Genomic DNA, 17148 nt, shown 5'->3' on the forward strand with positions numbered 1-17148 from the left:
AATAGCATGAAGTATGCATGATTCGAGGGGCTACATCTGGCCGTAGCGCATCCGGATGCCGCGCGGGGTGGTGGAGAATCCGGCGGCCACCAGCTGTTTTCCGAATCCGGTCGTCAGGACCGGCTCCCCGTCGACGGTGTCGATGGCCAGGCGCTCGACCCGCCCGGAGCGGACCAGATCGGCGAGCGCGGCGGCGGCGCCGTCGAATGGCGCGCCGTCGGAGGCGAAGGTCAGCACGGTCTTGCCGCCGCGCTCGACGAAGCAGACCAACTCCCCGTCGACGAGCACCACGAGTGCGCCGGCCTTCCGCCCGGGGCGGTGCGCCCCGGCCTCGGTCGTCGGCCAATCCAGCGCCGCGCCATAGGGATTGGCCGGATCGGTCGCCGCCAGGACTACCGCCCGCCCGGCGCGCTCACGGGGGATCGTCGTGTGGTCGCGCAGACCGTCGACGGTGGTCGGCACGGCGAACTGGGCGCCGCCCAGGCCGTCGACGTAATAGCCGCGCCGCACCTTGCCGCTGTCCTCGAACACCGTCAGCGCACGATAGACACGCGAGAACCCGCCGGGCACCCCCTCGACGTGGACCGCCCCCTTGGTCACGACGCCGTAGCGTTCCAACAGGACCTCGCACAGGGCCGATGTCGCCGCGGTCGGATCCACCTCCACCCGGTTCAGCAGCAACCAGCGCCCGCCCAGGACCGGCGGAACGCTGGGCGCCGCAACGGGATGGGCGGACCCGGCCAGATAGGCGCCGGACAATCGGGCGCCGCGCAGCCTGGGCGGGCGCCGGGAGCGATGGCTCGGCGCGGACTTTTTCGCGGTGCCGTGCCCGGCGAGCAATGCCCGCACCGGGGAGAAACTGTCGTTGGCCACCCGCCCCGACCAGACCAGCGCCCACATCCCGTCGGTGACATCGCCAGGTGCGTCTAGTCCGTTGATCAGCTCGGGAAGGCGCAGCGCTCCGCCGCTTTCCAGCGCCCCGACGATCCCGACCATCGTCGCGGTCATCTCCACGTCGTCCGGCGGCGGGAGGGTCGCGGGCGTGAGGTCGGCGGGGTGGAAGGCCACCCAGCCGTCGGCGCTGCCGATCGCGCCGTGTCCCGACCACACGACCTCGCCGGACGACAGCAGCTCGTCGAGCATCGACGGCGAATAGTCGGGCACCCGCGCGGGCAGGATCAGCGTCTCCCATGCCGACGCCGGGATGGGGACGCCCGCGAGTTGGTCGATGACCGTCGCGACGGCCCCGGTGCCGCGGGTCTGCGGGCCCTGCCGCCGCGTGTCCCCGGCGACGACGATGTGCTGCCAGTCGAGCAGGAAACGGGCGAAGCTCGCGTGGTCGACCGGCGCGATCGCCGAGCGGGTGGCCGCCAACGATCCGCGTCGGATCTGCCCGAGGACGTCGGGATGACACCACTGGCTGCCGCTCTCGCCGGGCGCCGCGGGCACGAACTCGCCCTCGACGACCCGCCGCGACGACGCCAGGCGGGTCAGCGTATCGGTGACGACGGCCGGCGGCAGGCCGATGTTCTCGGCGGCCTGCGCGGCCGAGAACGGTCCGTGGGTCCGCGCGAACCGGGAGACCAGGTCGCCCACCGGATCGGCCACCGGCTCGGTGAACGCGACCGGCACCCCCGTCGGTAGCGCGACGCCGAGTCCGTCGCGCAGGCGTCCGGCATCCTCGACGGCGGCCCACAGCGACCGCCCGCGATGGGTGATCTCGATGACCTGGCCGCGCAGGGAGTCTAGCACGGCGGGCACCGGCTCGTCGCCGCGGTAGCGCAGTGCGATCTCCTCGGTAGTCAGCGGCCCCAGCCAGCGCAGCAGGTCCCCGATGTCCTGCGCGTCGCGCGCCTGGCGAGTCGGATCGAGGCGCTGCAATCGCGCGACGACCTCGGCGATGACCTCGTCGTCGAGCAATTCGCGCAGGTCGAGGCGGCCCAGCAATTGCGCGAGCAGGGCGGTGTCCAGCGAGAGCGCCGCCGCCCGCCGCTCCGCGACGGGCACGTCGTCGGCGTACATGAAGGCACCGACGTAGTCGAAGAGGAGCGCGGCGGCGAAGGGGGAGGCGCTGGGCGTCTCGACGGCCGTCAGCCGGATCTGCCTGCGGGCGATGCGGGTCAGCAGATCCTGCAGCGCGGGCAGGTCGTACACGTCCTGCAGGCATTCGCGCACCGCCTCGAGGATGATCGGGAAATCCGGGTAGCGCGAGGCGACGCCGAGCAGTTGCACGCTGCGCTGACGCTGCTGCCACAGCGGGGACCGTCGGCCCGGGTCGCGCCGCGGGAGCAGCAGCGCCCGCGCCGCGCATTCGCGGAACCGGGAGGCGAACAGCGGCGAATCGGCCAGCGCGTCGGTCACCATCGCCTCGATCTCGTCGGGGTCGACGAGGAAGACCTCGGGGCCGGGCGGCTCGTCGTCGGTGTCGGGCAGGCGCACGACGATCCCGTCGTCGGCGGCGCTGACCGCGCCTTCGAGCCCGAGCGTCGCCTTGAGTCGATTCGAGATCGCGCTGGCCCACGGCGCGTGCACCCGCAGCCCGTACGGCGAATGCAGGATGACCCGCCAATCGCCCAGTTCGTCACGGAACCGCTCGACGACGAGGGTGCGATCGGTGGGCACCGTCCCCGTCGCGTCGCGCTGCTCGTCGATCAGGGTGGTGAGGTTGCCGCGGGCGAACTCGGTGAGGCCGAGGTCGGCGACCTCGTCGTCGACGGATTTCGCGTTGGCGACGGCGCCGGTGAACTCGCCGATCGCCGCGCCCAACTCGGCGGGACGGCCGACGGCGTCGCCGATCCAGAACGGCAGGCGGCCGGGCATCCCGGGGGCGGGGGTGACCAGCACCCGGTCGGGGGTGATCTCGGCGATCCGCCAACTTGAGGCGCCGAGGGCGAACACGTCGCCGACGCGCGACTCGTAGACCATCTCCTCGTCGAGTTCGCCGACGCGCCGCGGTCCGTCCTCGTCGCCGGCGAGGAACACCCCGAACAGACCGCGGTCGGGGATCGTGCCGCCGGAGGTGACGGCCAGGCGCAGTGCCCCGCGCCGCCCGACGAGGGTGCCCGCGACGCGGTCCCACGTCACGCGCGGGCGCAGCTCGGCGAATTCCTCCGACGGGAAGCGGCCGCTGATCAGGTCGAGTGTCGCCTCGTAGACGTCGCGGCCCAGATTCCGGTAGGGCGCGGCGCGGCGCACGGTCTCGTACCACTCGTCGACGTCGAGATCGGCCACCGCGGCCGCGGCGATCGTCTGCTGTGCCAGCACGTCGAGCGGATTCGACGGGATGGTGAGCCGTTCGATCAGGCCGTCGCGCATCCGTGCCGCGGCGACCGTGGTGTGGATGAGGTCGGTGCGGTGCTTCGGGTAGAGGATGCCGCGACTGATCTCGCCCACCTGGTGCCCGGCCCGCCCGACGCGTTGCAGGCCGCTGGCGACCGACGGCGGCGATTCGACCTGGATCACCAGGTCGACGGCACCCATGTCGATACCGAGTTCCAGCGAACTGGTCGCGACGACGCACCGCAGGCGGCCGGACTTCAGGTCGTCCTCGATCTGGGCGCGCTGCTCCTTGCTGACCGAGCCGTGGTGGGCGCGGGCCAGCACGGGTGCGTCTAGCGGGACGGGCGGGGTGTCGAAGGTGCTGATCGCCGACGGCTTCCCGCCGGGGTTTCGGTGGTTGCGCACCTCGTCGGCGTCTTCGGTGCCGAAGCCGAGGTCGCGGGCGTGGATCTCGTTGAGCGCCGCGGTGAGTCGTTCGGCCAGGCGGCGCGAGTTCGCGAAGACGATGGTGGCCCGGTTCGCCAGGATCTCGTCGGCGATGGAGCGCTCGATGGCCGGCCAGATGGATCCGGCGGTGGGGGAGAAGGCGTCGTCGCCGGGCAGCGGGTCGTCGGCCGGGGGGATGTTGGCCATGTCCTCTACCGGGACGTCGATGCGCAGCTCGAAGGTCTTCGCGGCGGGTGGATCGACGATGTGGCAGGGCTGCGCGCCGCCGAGGAACTCGGCGACGGCCTCGGGCGGGCGGACCGTCGCGGACAGGCCGATGCGCTGGGCGGGACTGGCGAGTTGGGCGTCGAGGCGTTCCAGCGACAGCGCGAGGTGGGTGCCGCGCTTGGTACCGGCGACGGCGTGCACCTCGTCGACGATGACGGTGTCCACGTCGGCGAGGGTTTCGCGCGCCGAGCTGGTCAGCATCAGGTACAGCGACTCCGGCGTCGTGATCAGGATGTCGGGGGGAGTGCGCACGAGTTGGCGCCGGGCGGCGGCGGGGGTGTCGCCGGAGCGGATCCCGACGGTGATCTCCGGCGGGTCCGCGCCGGCCGACCTGGCCGCAGCGGAGATCCCGGCCAACGGGGACCGCAGGTTGCGCTCCACGTCGACCGCGAGCGCCTTGAGCGGCGAGATGTAGAGGACTTTGGTGCGACGCGGGGTGCGGGCCGCGGCATCGATTCGGCCCGCTCGCTTCGCTCCCGGCGCCGCGGTCTCGATTCGGCCCGCTCGCTTCGCTCCCGGCGCCGCGGTCTCGATTCGGCCCGCTCGCTTCGCTCCCGGCGCCGCGGTCGCCAGCCGGTCGATCGCCCAGAGGAAGGCGGAGAGGGTCTTGCCCGATCCGGTCGGGGCGATGACCAACGTGTGCCGGCCCGCGGCGATCGACTCCCAGGCGCCGACCTGTGCTGGCGTCGGCGCGGCGAAGGCGCCGGCGAACCAGTCGCGGGTGGGCGCCGAGAACCGGGCGAGCGGGTCGGTGGCGGGCACAGACCCATTGTTCCGCACCGGTCGGACACCCGAAGTGGGAGAGGTGTCACGGATGTCGGCACGGCGGACTATCGTGGGGAGGCCAGCAGATGCGGAGAACCCGGTGCGATTCCGGGACGGTCGCGCCACTGTGAGTCGCCGGATGCCGGCGGCGAGTCAGAACGCCGCGCTGGCCGACGAACCAATGCGGACGCGTATCCGCTGACGAAAGGACTGCCATGACCCAGGTAGCTGCCGCCCCGCGCGCGCTTCCGGTGCCCGATGTATCGGCACTCAGCTCCGCGCTGGTGCTGACCCTGACCGTGTTGCTGGCCGCGCTGGCCATCTACTTCCTCGGCTACGACCAGGGAGCGGTTTCGGTGTTCGGCAACGACACCCACGTCCACGAATTCGTCCACGACGCCCGGCATTTCCTGGGCTTCCCCTGCCACTGAGAGCGGGGAAGACACACTCATGGAGCGCAGAATCATCGGCGCCGGCCTTTTCGCTGGCCTGATTGCCGGAATTGTCTCTTATGTCTTTGCCCGGATCTTCATCGAACCGCAGGTCGGGAAGGCGATTGCCTACGAAGAGGGCCACGGAGCCGCCGAAGAGGCGATGAATGCCGCGATGGGCCACGGCGGCCACGATCACGGTGACGTGGAAGTGTTCACCCGCTCGGTCCAGGAGAACATCGGCGCCGGCGTCGGCACCGTGGTGTTCGGGCTGGCGATGGGCGCCTTCTTCGCCGTCGCCTTCGTCGTGCTCTGGGCCTACATCGGGCGGCGTTGGCCGTCGACGGACCCCCGTGCCGTTGCCGGCGTGCTCGGACTGCTCGGCTTCGTGGCCGCGTTCGGCGTGCCCTTCTTCGTGTACCCGGCGAACCCGCCGGCGGTCGGCGACCCCGACACCATCGGTGCGCGGTCGGGCTCCTTCCTGACGATCACCCTGGTGTCGGTCATCGCGATGATCATCGCCGTCGTGGTGGCGCTGCACTTGCGGGAGCGGCTGTCCGGGCTCGGCGCGGCCGTCGTGTCCGGGATCGGCTACCTCGTCGTGATCGGGATCGCGAAGGCATTGTTGCCCCAGTTCCACGAGATCCCCGAGCCCCTCAAGAACGATCAGGGGACGATCGTCTATCCCGGATTCCCGGCCGAGGTCGTCGGTCTGTTCCGGGTCTACGTGGTCGCCAACCAGGTCGTCCTGTGGACCGTGTTGACCCTCGTCTTCGCGGTTGCGATCTCGGCGATCGCCCGACGGGGAGCACGTTCCGCCGACGATCTTGTCGCCGCGTCGAGCTGATCTCGACATCGTCGTCGCCGGGCGCACCGGGCCCAACCACCTGGTGCGCTTCGGCGAGACGGATTCCCCCCTCGACGAGCGCGGTCGCGCCGATGTCGAGGAATCCGTGCGCGGGTGGTCGATCACCGCGCCGGTGATCTGCGGACCCGAACGCGCGACCCGGGAGACGGCGGCACTGCTCTCGCCTGCGGTGATCGTCGACGCCGGGTTGGCAGGGATCAATGTCGGGAAGTGGGCCGGGCGCCTGCCCGAGGAGATCCCGGGCGCCGAGCTCCGCGCCTGGTTCGCCGACCCGACTGCCCGCCCGCACGGCGGGGAGACCGTCGTCGAATTCGTCGATCGAATCGTCGAATGGATCCGCGGCGCCCCCGATGTGGCGGTACTCGTGGTCTCCGGTCCCGTCGCGCAAGCGCTGCGCTGCGACGATGCGTCGTCGTTCTTCACGGCCGACGTCGTGCCCGGGCGGCGGTACCGGCTCGGATAGCGCCTAGTGTCTGTCCACGTCGGTGAGCGAGAGCAGGGTCTCCGGTGTCCACCCGGGCCACTGCGCGGTGGTAGCGATTCCCGCGGTGAATTTCGCCACGACGCGCATCGAGCGTCCACTGTTGTCGTAGACCCGAGCGGTGTCGGCACGCCGGATCGCCGTGGCAGCGAGTGGCCAGACGCGCTGATAGCGATCGCGGATCTTCTCTTCGGGGACGTTGTGACCACCGGATTCGACGCGGGTCTGAACTCGGGCGACGGCCTCGTTCTCGGGAACCATCACCACGTGCATCACGACGCGGAACCCCCGGAGGTGTGCGCGGTCGACGAGTTCGAGTTTGGACGGATGGGAGAAGACGGTTTCGGCGATCAACGATCGTCCCGAATCGATGAGCGAGTTTCGAGTCTTGGCTGCGATGCTGGCGGCTTCGTACGACATTTCCTCCGCCGAGTCCGGCCACTGCCGGGTCGCGATGTCGTCGGCGTTCACGTAGGCCGACGCCGGAAGTCTTGGTAGGAGAAAGGCGTGGATCAGCGAGGACTTCCCAGCCCCGTTGCATCCGGCGACCAGGTCGAGTCGGGGTGCGGTCATCGCGGCGGCAGGATGCGCGTGCCACCGTCGGGCAGGTGCTCGACCAAGTTGCCGTCGTCGTCCATGGTGACGGAGCGGTATCCCAGGGCGGCGCGCTCAGCGACGAAGTCGACGGTCGGCAACGCCTCGTCGATGGCAATGTCGATCTCCGCGTCGAAGGCCACTGCCTCCTCGGCGGTCAACTGCTCGCTGGGGAGGCGTCCCGCGAGCGCTGCCTCGACGCGGCTGCGGAAGGCACCGGTCTGATTGGCCATGGACTGACCCAGCCGCGCCCAATGCTCGAGCTGCTGGCGTGCCGATCGGTTTTCTCGACGGCCGGCCTCGACCGCCTCCTCGAACAAGTCGCCGGAAAAACGGGTGACACGATCGGCGCCAGCCATGAGAACCTCCTGTAGCAGAGTGCTACCGCCGAGTGTAGCACTCTGCTACGACATCAGGACTGCTCGTCGAAGGCGGTCAAGGCCGCTGCTGACCAGCGCGACATGACGTCGGTCCACTCCGACTCCGTCGTGCGGTCCCACGCGTCGCCGAGCCCCTCGCGCATGACGTCGACGATGATGGCGAACATCGTCGTCAGCATCGGACGGGTCACCTCGTAGGCGATGTGATCGGCGATCCAGGTGGTCGCGTGGGCCGCGTCGAGTGTGCCGTCGGCGATGTCGATGATGGTCGCGAAAATCTCCGACATCATCCGACGCGGCATCAACGTGTCCCCGCCGAAGAGTTCTTCGGCGTCGGGGTGGGCGGCGTAGAACCGGGCGTAGATGGCCGGCGTCGGATCGCCGTGTTCCTCCTCGTAGCGCGTCAGGGACTCGGCGACCGCGGCGCCGGTGGTTGTCTGGTCCGGCATGGCGTCATGGTGCCACCGCGACGGGGCGGACCGAAGGGCACGGGACTTTGGGCCCGCCGCCATCGCCCGTGCGTGACGCTCAGGCCTTGGCAGCGGCGATCGCCTGGCGGACCGCCTCGTAGCAGCCGGCGTCGTCGGGGCCCAGCCCGACGAAGAAGGTGCCCGGGGCGTTGTTGTCGCCCGGGAAGCCGGTGATGGCGAACCCGTTGTCGTTGGCGGGTGCGATGTGCGGACCGGGGGACACCGAGGCCTCGAGCAGGGGCAGGGAGAGTGCCGCGGTACCGCGCTCGTCCCCGGCGATGACGATCACCAGATACTTGGCGAGCAGGGCCACCAGCACGTCGTGCTCGGCGTCGGGATCTGCCGGATTGGCGCGGCGGCCCAGTGCGCGACCGAAGGTCGACTTCGCGGGGAGGTTGACCGAGTGCGTGAGCCACAGGCGGGCGTCGTCCGCGATGGTGAGCTGCTTGCGCTGCGCCTCGGCCGCCAGCTCGGCGCGCATCCGATCGGGGACCTCGTCGAGGGTCACGGTGCGGGTGGATCGCGCGTACATCGGTTTCACCCGGACAACAGTAGTAAACCGGACACCTCAGCGGCGCAGTGCCGCGTTGATCGTCGACGCGAGGGCGGCGTAGCGCGCGGGGTCGTCGCCGCTCACCGGTTTGCCGCTGCTGACGATCCCGACGGCGAGGCCACGCGACGGGTCTGCCCACATCGCGATCTGGGTCAATCCGGTGTTGCCGAAGGCGTGCTGGCCGTCGGCGCCGAACGGGCCGAAGCGCTTGGAACCCAACATGAACCCGGTGCCCCAGCGCAGTGGCGTGCCACCGGTCGCGACATCGGGCCGCAGTCGTCGGCGCTGCTCCACCGCCGCGGGGATCGTCGCCGGGGCGAGCACGCGATGACCGTCGAGCTCGCCGCCGAGGCGCAGGAATTCCGCGAAACGGGACAGTTCGAAGGCGGTGGAGACGAGGTTCGACGACGGGATGACGTCGGTCAGGTATTCGGGCCGGTTGGAGATCGGGATGATGTCGGCCATCGTGCCGCCGACGGCTCGGCGAAAGATCGCGTCCCCGGCCCCGCCCGACGGGGTGCCGGTCACGTGACTCGGCGCGACGAGCGGTACATCCTCGTCGCGGACCCCGAAGTTGTTCCAGCGGAAGCCGAACGGGTCGAGGAACTCGCTCGCGGCGATGTCGCGGATGCTGCGGCCGGTGGCGGCTGCGACTAGCTCGCGGATCAGCGGACCCCACGTCAACCCGTGGTACATGTGCAGCGTGCCGGGCGGATAGATCGGGCGCAGTTCGCGCAGCACGGTGCGCGCGTAGTCGCTCTCGCGCATCCGACGCGGATCGGGCGTCGGCCCGGTGAAGAGCGGGACCCCCGCGCGGTGGGTGAGCACGTGGTCGATGGTGGTGCGGCCCTTGCCGTGCGCGCCGTACTCGGGCAGGTAATCGGTGACGCGGTCGTCGAGCCGCCAGACGCCCTGCTCGACGAGGTGCAGGACGATCGCGGCGGCCAGCCCCTTGCCGGCCGAGTAGCAGCAGTACGGCGTGTCGACCGTGACCGGGACCTGCCGCGCGTCGGGCGGATCGGCCGGCCCGGCTCCCCAGGCGTGGCCGACGGCGCGATTGAGCACGACGCGCCCGTCGCGGCGCACGCACACCTGCACGGCGGGCTGCTGACCAGCGCGATACCAGTCGAGCGCCGCGGACCATATCGCCTCCGCCGCACCGTGTTCCTGCGCGGTGGACTGCTCGTCGCCGACATCGGTGATCACCGAAAGGTCGTCCATGGTTCCCCACGGTAGTGAGTCCTGGCATGATGGCGGACAACTAGAACACGTTCTACCTCCCGTCCGTCGGGAGCGACATCGAGCTGGAGGCGGCAAATGTTTGAGTGGTCCGACGAAGACCTGATGGTGCGCGACGCGTTGCGCGCATTCATCGAGAAGGAGATCCGCCCGCATATCGACGAGTTGGAGACCGGGACCCTCCCGCCGTACGACATCACGCGCAAGCTGCTGGCGACCTTCGGCGTCGATGCGATGAACCGGGACCAGCTGGAACGGGAGCTGGCCGCCGAGGAATCCGGCGAGAAGAAGAAGTCGGGCGGCTCCACCACCTTGGCGTCGTCGATGATGATGATCCTGAACATGGAACTCGCGGGCGTGTGCCTGGGCCTGATCGGGTCGATGGGCGTGAGCATGGGGCTCACCGTGTCGACGATCCGCTCGCGCGGGACCCTCGCGCAGAAGAAGCGCTGGCTGCCCGAACTGGTCACGATGGAGAAGGTCGGTGCATGGGCGATCACCGAGCCGGACAGCGGATCCGACGCGCTCGGCGGCATGAAGACGACGGTCCGCCGCGACGGCGACGGTGGGTACATCCTCAAGGGGCAGAAGACCTTCATAACCAACGGCCCCTACGCCGACACCATCGTCGTGTTCGCCAAGCTCGACGAGGGCGACGGGACGCCGATCCGCGACCGCAAGGTGCTGACCTTCGTCCTGGACACCGGCATGGAGGGCCTCACCCAGGGGAAGCCGTTCAAGAAGATGGGCATGATGAGCTCCCCGACGGGCGAGCTGTTCTTCGACGACGTGAAGCTCTCGGCGGATCGGCTGCTCGGCGAGACCGAGGACACCGGCTCGGACAAGCGGGGCGGCGACAGCGCCAAGGCCGGGTTCACCGTCGAGCGCGTCGGCATCGCGGCCCTGTCGCTGGGCATCATCAACGAGTGTCTGCGGCTGTCGATCGATTACGCCAAGAACCGCAAGCTGTGGGGCCAGGAGATCGCGCAGTTCCAGCTGATCCAGCTGAAGCTGGCCGAGATGGAGGTCGCCCGCCTCAACGTGCAGAACATGCTGTTCGTCGCGATGGAGGCCATGAAGGCGGGTAAGCCCCCGACGCTGGCCCAGGCGTCGGCGATGAAGCTGTACTCCTCGCGCGCGGCCACCGACGTGGCGATGGAGGCGGTGCAGTTGTTCGGCGGCAACGGGTACATGGCCGAGTACCGCGTCGAACAGCTCGCGCGCGATGCGAAGTCGTTGATGATCTACGCCGGTTCCAACGAGATCCAGGTGACCCACGTCGCCAAGGGACTGCTGCGCGGCTGACCGGACGGCCAGCCGCGCAACGGTCACCGGTCAGACGGCGGCGGGTTGCTTCGCCTTCTCGTAGCGGAGGAACCCGTCGTCGACGGCCCCCTTGCGCAGGTTCTTGACGTCGTGTGAGACGGCCATCGTCGTCTTCCACGGGTCCTTGGTGCCCTGCTTGGGCAGCAGGTGCAGGGCGCGCTTGACGTAGCCGGCGTCGAAATCGAGCATCGGGCGGGTGTCCATGTTCTTCGGCGCGACGGCGCGCACCGACGTGTAGCCGTCGGCGTCCATATGCGACAGCACCCGGCAGAACCACTCGCACAGCAGGCCGATCTTCAACGTCCACGACGAGTTGGTGTAGCCGATCGCCATGATGAGGTTGGGCACCCCCGAGATCATCGCGCCGCGGTAGGTGACCCGCGACGCGGCGTCGACGACGGTGCCGTTCACCGAGACTTCCATCCCGCCCAGGAGCTGCAGGTTCAGACCGGTCGCGGTGATGATGATGTCGGCATCGAGGTGGGTGCCGTCCTCGAGTTGGATGCCGGTGGCGTCGAAGGTCTTGATCTTGCCGGTGACGATCGAGGCGTCGCCGTTGCGGATCTCCCGGTACATGTCGCCGTCGGGAACGACGCACAGGCGCTGGTCCCACGGGTTGTACGGCGGGTTGAAGTGCTTGTCGACGTCGAAGTCCTCGGGGACCAGCCGTGCGTTGACCCCGCGGATGACCTTGCGCGCGGCCGTCGGGAAGCGCTGACAGAACTGGTAGAGGGCCTTCTGCTGCAGGATCGCGCGCTGCCTGTTCAGTTGAAAGCCGCGCTCGGTGCCGAGTACCCGCATGGCGGTCTTGGCCAGCGGGTCCTCCCGCGGCACCGGGATGATGTAGGTCGGGGTCCGCTGGAGCATCGTGATGTGCTCGGTGTCCGGCGCCATCGACGGCATGAGGGTGACGGCGGTGGCACCGCTGCCGATGATGACGACCTTCTTGCCCTTGTAGTCGAGGTCCTCGGGCCAATGCTGCGGGTGGATGATCTGGCCCTGGAAGGTGTCCTCGCCGGGGAACTGCGGGGTGAAGCCCTCGTCGTAGTTGTAGTAGCCGGTGCCGGAGAAGATCCAGCGGGCGGTGACCGTCTCCGGCTTCGCGCCGGAGTCGTCGGTGGGGGTCACCGTCAGGTGCCACATCTGGTCGGCGTCGGACCAATCGATGGCGGTCACGCGGCGGTTGAACGTGATGGTCTCTTCGAGGTTGTCGTCGGCGACGGCCTCGCGCAGGTAGTCCAGGATCCGGGAGGCGTCGGCGATCGACTGCGGGTCGGTCCACGGCTTGAACTCGTAGCCGAAGGTGTACAGGTCGCTGTCGGAGCGGATCCCGGGGTAGCGGAACAGGTCCCACGTGCCGCCGATCGTGTGGCGCGACTCGATGATGGCGAAGGACTTCTCCGGGTGCTCGGTGCGCAGATAGTGGCCGGCCCCGATACCGGAGATGCCCGCGCCGATGATCACGACGTCGTGGTCGGGGGCGCCGGGGGCAGGCTTGGGCTTTGCCGCCTTGGCCGTCGAGGTGCGCTTGCTGGTGGTGGGCGTGGGCTGCGCCATGGGGTCCTCCTGGATCCGTGGTTCTCGCTTTCCATACTCCCGCTGACGCGCCTGGGTCACAAGGGCGTTCTGCACCAATTGGCGGCTACTCAGTGTGCATAATGTAACCATGAGAGAAGGGTGGCCGGCGCCGTCGGAGGAGGCCGCCGCGGTGATCACCGCCGGTGTCTCCCTGGTCGGGGAGGTGCCGCCGGAGTGGTTCGACGAGTTCAACGACGCCGCGCTCAGTGCCGTGCGGCTCGACGAGATCGCCGGCGACGCGGTGCTCGTCGACGCGGTCCGCCGCACCAACGAGGCCAATCTCGCGCAGTGGGCGTCCTACAACGTCGAGCACCCGGGTGCCCGCGTGCCGGTCCGCGACGACTCCGGCGTGGGCGCCGACATGGTCCGCGAGATGGTGCGACGCGGATTGGACGCCGGGATACTCGACGCCTTCCGCACCGCCCAGTCGGTGGCCTGGCGCAGGTGGATGGAGATCTGTTTCACGCTGACCGATGACGTCGCAGTGCTGCGCGAGGTGCTGGACGTGACGTTGCTGTCGATCGCGGCCTTCATCGACGACACCGTGACCGCCCTGGCCGAGCAGATCGCTGTCGCGCGGGCGCAACTCGCCGGTGACACCCACGCCGAGCGCCGGGCGGCGGTCGCGCTCCTGCTGGAGGGTGCGCCGATCGACGACGCGCGGGCCGAGTCCCAGCTGCACTACCGGATCACCGGACCGCAGACCGCCGTCGTGCTGAGCGGCGCCGGGATGTCGATGAGCCGCCTGGAGGCGGTCTGCGATTCGATCATGGCGGCGAATCATCTCGGCCGACGCCTCACCGTGCTCACCGGCAACGACCGGATGTGGGTCTGGTTCCCCGCCGCCGGTCTGATCGTCGACGAGAAGCAGGTGCCCGCCGGGATGAGGGTCGCGGTCGGAATGTCGGGCGACGGGCGAGAAGGCTTCCGGCGCAGTCATTTTCAGGCGCTGACCGCCGAGCAGACCCTGGTTCGCCTGGGGTCGGCGCGCCGCGTGGTGCGCTACGGGGACCTGGCACTGATCGGCGCGATCAGCGAGGACCGTCGAGTCGTCGACGACTTCGTCGCGCAGACCCTCGGCGACCTCGCCGGTGCCGATCCGGAGCTGAGGGAGTGCCTGCGGGTCTGGTTCGCCGAGCAGTGCAATTCGACGTCCACCGCGGCCCGGCTGTTCACCCACCGCAACACCGTGGTGCGCCGACTGGCACGTGCCGAGGAACTCCTGCCCGCCGGACTGTCCGGGAACGCTATCTCCGTCGCCGCCGCGCTCGAAGTCGCGCGGTGGATGGAGTAGCAAGCTACGCCACATTCGCTACCGAACCTCACGATTCCTACCGTCGCAACGGTAGAAACCGCGAGATTCGGTAGCTTTTGCTAGCCGCCGGGTCAGCGCAACGAGTCGCGGCGGCTGTCGAGCAGGGTCCGCAGGCGGGCGGTGGTCTTCTCGTCGTAGCCGATCTCGTCGCACCGATCGACCCACGGTTCGGAAGCGGCGACGAGCCGGTCGAGCATTCGGGTCGTCGCCTTGGGGCGCAATCCGAGATGTTCGCCGGATTCGACGAAGTGTTGACGGGTCAGGCGGTTGTTGCGCCCGTAGAGATTCATCGCCATCGGGTCACGCCACTGCAGGTAGGGCTGAGTGCTGATCAAGTCGTAGGACGGCGTCGGCTGCCAGAAGTCGTCGGGGCAGTAGACCGACAGGTTTTTCCCGTGCAGGTCCCCGTTGCCGACGAGCCAGGAGAAGGCGACGGTTTGCATCAGTTCCAGCGTGGCGGCCGGTGCCGACCCGCCGCCGTCCGCGCAGGCCGCGGCGAGAACGCTGATCGCGGTCTCGGTCTTCATGCGGTACTTGCCCGCCGGGTACACGCCGGCCACCTGGCACGCATCCTCCTGCGCGATCCGTCGGCCACTCGCGTCGCGGTCGAAGCGCTGGACGAGCAGTGCGGTCCGATCGGAGTCGTCGACGACGAGTTCGTGGCGCGGTGTGCGCAGTCCGCAGGCCTTGGCCATCCGCAGAAAGAAGTTCTCGTTCTCGGCCAGCCGCGGGAACCGTGGGGGAGAGAACTTGAGGATGGCCGGACCGTCGGGCGCCCGCACCGCGGCGGTCAGCCGACTCGCCGACACTTTCGGCTGCACGCCGGACAGGGCGATGGGATCGGCGTCGAGTGACTCGCCGACCGCGGCGGCGACGGCGGCGAAATCGGTCGGTCGACGCGGGTCTATCGCGGGGTCGGCGGCGCCGGGCGCCACATCGGCGGGAGTGACGCGGACGTTGCCGATGGTGTCCGACCCGACGGCGACGAGAAGGGTGAAGTGATCGTCGATGGACGTCTTCGTCGACGCGACTGCGGCGTCGAGCCGCACGCCCTCGGGCAGCAACCCGGCGAAGAACGGCGGGACCGAACCGCCGGCGGTCTCGACCGCGGTGAAGGTGGGGGTGGCCAGCAGTGTCCAGGCGATTGACCGCGCACGGAGCGGGGCGAGGGCGTGTTCGGCGAGAAAGTCGTTGCGGTAGCGGAACGTGATGTGGTCGCGCGCATCCCGTTCCAGCATCGCCGCGCGTGCGTCGCCGAGGTAGACATCGGCACGGTCCACCTCGCGCAGGAGTTCGGGCGCCGTCATGCGTCCCGCTCGGTGCGAGTCAACGAGAGGGGGATGCCGAGGCTGTCGGTGACGGCGACCACCGCCTCGAGCCGGACCGAGCCGCTTCCGTATTCCAATGCCTGCACGCTCGATCGGGAGACCCCGCTCAGGTCCGCGAGAGCCTGTTGGGTGAGGTTCAGCTCTCGGCGGCGCTGGGCGATCGCCTCACCAATGCTTGCCAATTCAGGCATAGGGGAGCGGCGGCGTGGATTGGTGTGTCGTGGCTGTGCCATCGGGTCTCCTTATGCTTAATATAACAAGCATAGGTCGCCAAGACGCGGCACACCAGAGACTAACTGCGGTCTATGCCTCCAATATAAAGCACAAGGGATGTCTGGGGGCTATTCCGGCGAGCGGTACGGAGAAGACTCCGCCACATTGTCGTCGACGAGAATGGGTCGGCCCAGCTGGGGGAAGGCGCGCTGGGCGCAATCGGGGCGGTCGCAGACCTTGCATCCGGCGCCGATCGGCACGATGCGGCGCGGATCGTCGAGGTCGATGCCGGTGGAGTAGACCAGCCGGTCGGCGTAGGCCAGGTCGCAGCCGAGGCCGACCGCGAATCCGCTGCGCGTCCTCAAGTAGCCCTGCATCGGCTCGTCGGTGGTGCGGGCCAGCCAGAAGTAGGAGCGGCCGTCGGGCATCGACGAGACCTGGGTCGCGATCCGACCGGGGGAGGTGAAGGCGTCGTGCACCACCCACAACGGGCAGCTGCCGCCGACGCGGGAGAAGTGAAAGGCCGTCGCCGACTGGCGTTTGGAGATGTTCCCGGCGCGATCGGTCCGCACGAAGATGAACGGGACGCCGCGCTGCTTGGGGCGCTGCAGGGTCGACAGGCGGTGGCAGGCCGTCTCGAAGCCCACCTCGAAACGCAGGCCAAGCAGTTCGACGTCGTAGCGCAGTGCCTCGGCGGCGTCGTGGAACCGCGTGTACGGCAGGACCAGCGCGCCCGCGAAGTAGTTGGCCAGGCCGACGCGGGCGACCGGTACGGATTCGGGCCGCAGGTTCTCGGCGCGGCCGAGCAGGGAGTCGATCGTGGCGCCCTGCGTCAGGAAGGCGAGTTGGGTGGCGAGTTGGAAGGCGCGCTGCCCGGGCCGCAGGTGACGGGCCAGGGTGATCACGCGGGTGTGCGGGTCGTAGACCCGTTTGCGGCTCGACCGGGCACCGGGCTCGGCGAGCACCACGCGGATCCCGTGATCGCGTTCGAGGACGGTGGCGAGCTGTTCGTCGAGCCCGCCGATGCGCAGCCCCAACTCCGCGAACATCTCCTCGGCGGCGACGTCGAGAGGATGGATGTAGTTCTTGTGGTCGTAGAAGAAGTCGCGCACCTCCTCGAAGGCGGTGGCCGCCCGCGGCAGCTCCTCCTCGTCGCGGTTGACCGTCGCCCGGTACGTCTCCAACTCGGTGGTCGCGGCGACCAGTCGCCGGTGCATGCCGACCATCGCGCGCCCGACCGCGGGCATCCGGGCGACGAGTTCCTCGATCTCCGCCTGGCCGATGCCGTCGAACTCGGTGTGCTGCGCGGCCTCCGAGAGGTCCCCGACGAGGCGCGCGTCGGCGTCGGAATCGAAATAGTCGGTGGCGAGGTCGAACTCGCGGCCCAGCGCCAACAGGACCGGGACGGTCAGCGGGCGGTGATCGTTCTCCAACTGGTTGACGTAGCTCGTGGACAGGTCGAGGCGCCGGGCGAGGGCGGCCTGGGAGATGCCGTGCTCCTCGCGCAGGCGCCGCAACCGCGCACCGGCAAACGCTTTCGCCATGTACGCAGACTTTACGCCCCCAAGCGTCCACAACATTCGCAAACTACCCGATGTGTGTACACATAAATAC

15 protein-coding genes and 1 riboswitch are annotated in these 17148 nt (G+C 69.3%); of the genes, 5 read left to right on the forward strand and 10 right to left on the reverse strand.

The window, feature by feature from the left end; translation table 11 throughout:
• Window positions 1-30: 30 nt before the first annotated feature.
• Window positions 31-4755, reverse strand: coding sequence for an ATP-dependent helicase (locus tag HUN08_RS05730; RefSeq protein ID WP_129624363.1), 4725 nt, complete (start codon window positions 4753-4755; stop codon window positions 31-33).
• Window positions 4756-4800: 45 nt separating this feature from the next.
• A riboswitch (cobalamin riboswitch) is annotated at window positions 4801-4943 on the forward strand.
• Window positions 4944-4973: 30 nt separating this feature from the next.
• Here HUN08_RS05730 and HUN08_RS05735 point away from each other — a divergent pair.
• From HUN08_RS05735 to HUN08_RS05745, 3 genes are read left to right on the forward strand one after another with little or no spacing between them, the layout of a single operon-like run.
• Window positions 4974-5189 (forward strand): CbtB-domain containing protein, encoded by a 216-nt coding sequence (locus tag HUN08_RS05735; protein WP_124248121.1) that lies wholly within the window; start codon window positions 4974-4976, stop codon window positions 5187-5189.
• A gap of 19 nt (window positions 5190-5208) precedes the next feature.
• Complete coding sequence (locus tag HUN08_RS05740) at window positions 5209-6036, forward strand: CbtA family protein (protein WP_124248120.1); 828 nt, start codon at window positions 5209-5211, stop codon at window positions 6034-6036.
• Window positions 6017-6520: a histidine phosphatase family protein gene (locus HUN08_RS05745; protein WP_124248119.1), complete on the forward strand. Its 504-nt coding sequence runs from the start codon at window positions 6017-6019 to the stop codon at window positions 6518-6520. The genes HUN08_RS05740 and HUN08_RS05745 overlap by 20 nt, the downstream gene beginning before the upstream one ends.
• Window positions 6521-6523: 3 nt before the next feature.
• Here HUN08_RS05745 and HUN08_RS05750 read toward each other — a convergent pair whose 3' ends face one another.
• From HUN08_RS05750 to HUN08_RS05770, 5 genes are all read right to left on the reverse strand, one after another.
• Window positions 6524-7111 carry a zeta toxin family protein gene (locus HUN08_RS05750; RefSeq protein WP_124248118.1) on the reverse strand — a complete coding sequence of 196 codons (588 nt, stop codon included), beginning with the start codon at window positions 7109-7111 and terminating at the stop codon, window positions 6524-6526.
• Window positions 7108-7491: a hypothetical protein gene (locus HUN08_RS05755; protein WP_124248117.1), complete on the reverse strand. Its 384-nt coding sequence runs from the start codon at window positions 7489-7491 to the stop codon at window positions 7108-7110. Before HUN08_RS05755 ends, HUN08_RS05750 begins: the two co-directional genes overlap by 4 nt.
• Before the next feature lie 53 nt (window positions 7492-7544).
• On the reverse strand, window positions 7545-7961 hold the full coding sequence (locus HUN08_RS05760) for a globin (RefSeq protein ID WP_124248116.1): 417 nt from the start codon (window positions 7959-7961) through the stop codon (window positions 7545-7547).
• A gap of 79 nt (window positions 7962-8040) precedes the next feature.
• Window positions 8041-8514 (reverse strand): hypothetical protein, encoded by a 474-nt coding sequence (locus HUN08_RS05765; protein ID WP_301546968.1) that lies wholly within the window; start codon window positions 8512-8514, stop codon window positions 8041-8043.
• A 36-nt stretch (window positions 8515-8550) separates the two neighbouring features.
• Entirely contained in the window at window positions 8551-9756 is a 1206-nt protein-coding gene (locus HUN08_RS05770; protein WP_124248114.1) for a serine hydrolase, read from the reverse strand.
• A 96-nt stretch (window positions 9757-9852) separates the two neighbouring features.
• On the opposite strand from HUN08_RS05770, the gene HUN08_RS05775 reads away from it, so the two are divergent.
• On the forward strand, window positions 9853-11079 hold the full coding sequence (locus HUN08_RS05775) for an acyl-CoA dehydrogenase family protein (RefSeq protein ID WP_124248113.1): 1227 nt from the start codon (window positions 9853-9855) through the stop codon (window positions 11077-11079).
• Window positions 11080-11109: 30 nt separating this feature from the next.
• Here HUN08_RS05775 and HUN08_RS05780 read toward each other — a convergent pair whose 3' ends face one another.
• Window positions 11110-12657, reverse strand: coding sequence for an NAD(P)/FAD-dependent oxidoreductase (locus tag HUN08_RS05780; RefSeq protein WP_124248112.1), 1548 nt, complete (start codon window positions 12655-12657; stop codon window positions 11110-11112).
• Window positions 12658-12766: 109 nt separating this feature from the next.
• On the opposite strand from HUN08_RS05780, the gene HUN08_RS05785 reads away from it, so the two are divergent.
• Window positions 12767-13972 (forward strand): CdaR family transcriptional regulator, encoded by a 1206-nt coding sequence (locus tag HUN08_RS05785; RefSeq protein WP_124248111.1) that lies wholly within the window; start codon window positions 12767-12769, stop codon window positions 13970-13972.
• Between the two features lie 92 nt (window positions 13973-14064).
• Here the strand turns inward: HUN08_RS05785 and HUN08_RS05790 are convergent, their stop codons facing one another.
• The 3 genes from HUN08_RS05790 to HUN08_RS05800 all read right to left on the reverse strand — a co-directional run bounded on the left by HUN08_RS05790 (window position 14065) and on the right by HUN08_RS05800 (window position 17078).
• A complete protein-coding gene (locus tag HUN08_RS05790) occupies window positions 14065-15300 on the reverse strand; it encodes a type II toxin-antitoxin system HipA family toxin (protein ID WP_124248110.1) in 1236 nt (411 codons plus the stop codon).
• On the reverse strand, window positions 15297-15512 hold the full coding sequence (locus HUN08_RS05795; RefSeq protein WP_124248109.1) for a helix-turn-helix domain-containing protein: 216 nt from the start codon (window positions 15510-15512) through the stop codon (window positions 15297-15299). Before HUN08_RS05795 ends, HUN08_RS05790 begins: the two co-directional genes overlap by 4 nt.
• A gap of 150 nt (window positions 15513-15662) precedes the next feature.
• Window positions 15663-17078: a short-chain fatty acyl-CoA regulator family protein gene (locus tag HUN08_RS05800; protein ID WP_124248108.1), complete on the reverse strand. Its 1416-nt coding sequence runs from the start codon at window positions 17076-17078 to the stop codon at window positions 15663-15665.
• Window positions 17079-17148 lie beyond the last annotated feature (70 nt).

It is taken from the genome of Gordonia sp. X0973 (assembly GCF_013348785.1).
GTDB lineage: Bacteria > Actinomycetota > Actinomycetes > Mycobacteriales > Mycobacteriaceae > Gordonia.